We start from the raw sequence: 2565 nt of genomic DNA on the forward strand, positions 1-2565 counted from the left end.
AATATTAATATTGAAACAGAAAATATTAGTAATGTCAAAATATAATAGAAAATCTTCCTTTTTGAAAATAAATTAACAATAAATAGTTTAAGCATATCACTACTTTTGAGGATAATATTATAGTATATTAAATTTTTTAAAAACTTTATACTGTCTAGGATAAAACGGTATCAGACTATAAACTACAAAATTGAAAGCAAAAATATTTTTATTAAGTATCTAATTAAGTATAAAATGCCTGCCAATAATTTCAATTCTAAAAAAAAATTTGTATATTATGCTCCATTAGTTAACCTAAAACAAGATGCAGCTTTCAGACCATATATAGAGATTCCAATGGAGATGAAGAATCATGGATTTGAATCATATCTAATTTGTGGAAAATTGAATTTAAAACCGCCTGATGGGATTAACATTATAGAAACAGGCATAGTATCGGAAAAAAGGTTTGACATTTTTCGTGTATATAGATTCACAAAAAATTTTTTACACAATTATAAACCAGATATATTTATATATTTTCATCTGAATTTGATAATTATACCACTTATATTGTTTTCAAGAATTTATCATTTAAAAACGAAATATTTAGTAAAACTAGACTCTGATGGTTCAGATTTTAAAAAAACAAATAATATTAATAATATTTTAAAAAGATTATATATTGTATTTCTGTCATACTATGTGAGTGGAATCATAATTGAAAATACATGCGGACTGCAAATATTAAGGGATATTAAATTTATTAATAAAAGTAAATTGTTGTTATTACCAAACTCTTTTTCATCGAGACAATATAAAATAAAAAAATACCAAGATGAATTAAGGAAAAATTATATTTTATTTGTTGGCAGAATCCATCCAGAAAAGAATTTGTCATTACTCATAGATGCCTTTGTAGGTGCTACTAAATCATATAAGGGATGGCAATTACACTTAGTAGGTCCAATAGATGATGAGAATTATTTTAAAAAATTAACCAATGATTATAAATGTTATATTTTAAATAATAAAATATTATTCTGTGGTCCATTATTTGGAAAACAGTTATTGTTAGAATATTTACATGCATCTATCTTTTGTCTTCCATCCATCAATGAATCTTTTGGAATAGCAAGATTAGAAGCTATGGCAAATGGTATACCTGTAATAACATCGGAAGCTGGGTGTGGAATGGAATTCAAAAATTTTGGCAGTCTGATTTTTTATCATGATGATCGTGTAAAACTAGAATATTATATTAAAGCTTTAATTTGTTCTGAGTTAAAAAGAATTGAAATATCAGAAAAGCAAAGTAAAAACTTGATAACATATAGTATCATTATTCAAAAATTACTAGATTTTTTAGAATAATTTTTTACTTTTAGTTATTATTCAATTGTATGATTTTATTAATTTCTATCGTGTACCATATTTGTGTATTTATAAAGGGTACCTCTTATTGAACATCTCTTTAATCTCATCATTGCATTTATAGTATCCATTCATTTTCCTGAATGCATGCTTAGAATTGAATTCTATTGATTTTAAATAGAATATCTTCATTGCAGAGTCTCCGTCAGGGAATGATGATACTGTTTTTATCCTTCTTCTTATTTCCCCATTCATTATTTCTATAATATTTGCTGATTTTAATGAATTCCTTATTCTTGATGGATAATCATAGAATCTTAATAATTCACCTAACTTTATTTCAGTATTATATATTATATTAGGATATCTATTCTCCCATTTATTCTTAAACTCATTGAATTTACCTATGGCCTCATCCTTATTATTGCACTTAAACATTTTATTTGCATCATCCATTATTTCTAAATCCCTTTCCTTTACCTTGGATTTCAATCCCCTCATATAATGTATGGTGCATAATTGAAAATCACTTCCAGGATATATATTCATTATTTCCTCATCCAAATTATTTATACCATCTGCTATAAATAATAATGGTTGTTTTAATCCCCTTTTATATATATATCCTCTAATACATCCTTATAATTATTATGTGATTCCTTTATAGTTAAATAGAACCCTAATATTTCATATTCTCCGGATTCCTTTATTCCAAGAGCAAATATTACAGGTTCTTTATCAACAGTTTCCCTTCTTAAATAGAAGAATAATCCGTCTAGCATTACTGCCATGTATCTATTATCAAGTTTTCTATTAACAAATTTATTTACCTCCTCCAGTGCCAAATCTGTTATCCTTGATACTGATGATGGTGAATACTTATTATTGAATATATCCCTTAATATATTTGATATTCTTCTTGTTGATATACCATTTGAATACATTGATGTTATTAATTCATCAAGGCTTACTGACTTATTTGATTCTATTATAGCACTGTGGAATTTAATATCCCTGTTCCTTGGCACTGATAAATCCTTGATCTCGCCATACTTTGTTTTTAGATTCCTCTTATAATAACCATTCTTTATTCCAGTATTCTCCTCTAAGTACTGATCCTGTTCTATTTTCATAAGTGCTTCTATTTTTTCCTTTACTGTCTGTTCTATTAATTTCTCTATATCCGATATGTTTATATTGCCATATTCCATA

Annotated in this window: 1 protein-coding gene and 1 pseudogene; one reads left to right on the forward strand and one right to left on the reverse strand. The window is 26.0% G+C overall.

What is annotated here, in order from left to right:
* Positions 1–234: 234 nt before the first annotated feature.
* On the forward strand, positions 235–1353 hold the full coding sequence (locus tag AOG54_RS02400) for a glycosyltransferase family 4 protein (protein ID WP_055032362.1): 1119 nt from the start codon (positions 235–237) through the stop codon (positions 1351–1353).
* A 69-nt stretch (positions 1354–1422) separates the two neighbouring features.
* On the opposite strand, the pseudogene AOG54_RS09490 reads toward AOG54_RS02400, so the two are convergent.
* Positions 1423–2564, reverse strand: a pseudogene (locus AOG54_RS09490) (IS256 family transposase).
* Position 2565: the final 1 nt, after the last annotated feature.

Origin of the sequence: Acidiplasma aeolicum (assembly GCF_001402945.1) — an archaeon.
In the GTDB taxonomy this organism is placed as follows: domain Archaea; phylum Thermoplasmatota; class Thermoplasmata; order Thermoplasmatales; family Thermoplasmataceae; genus Acidiplasma; species Acidiplasma aeolicum.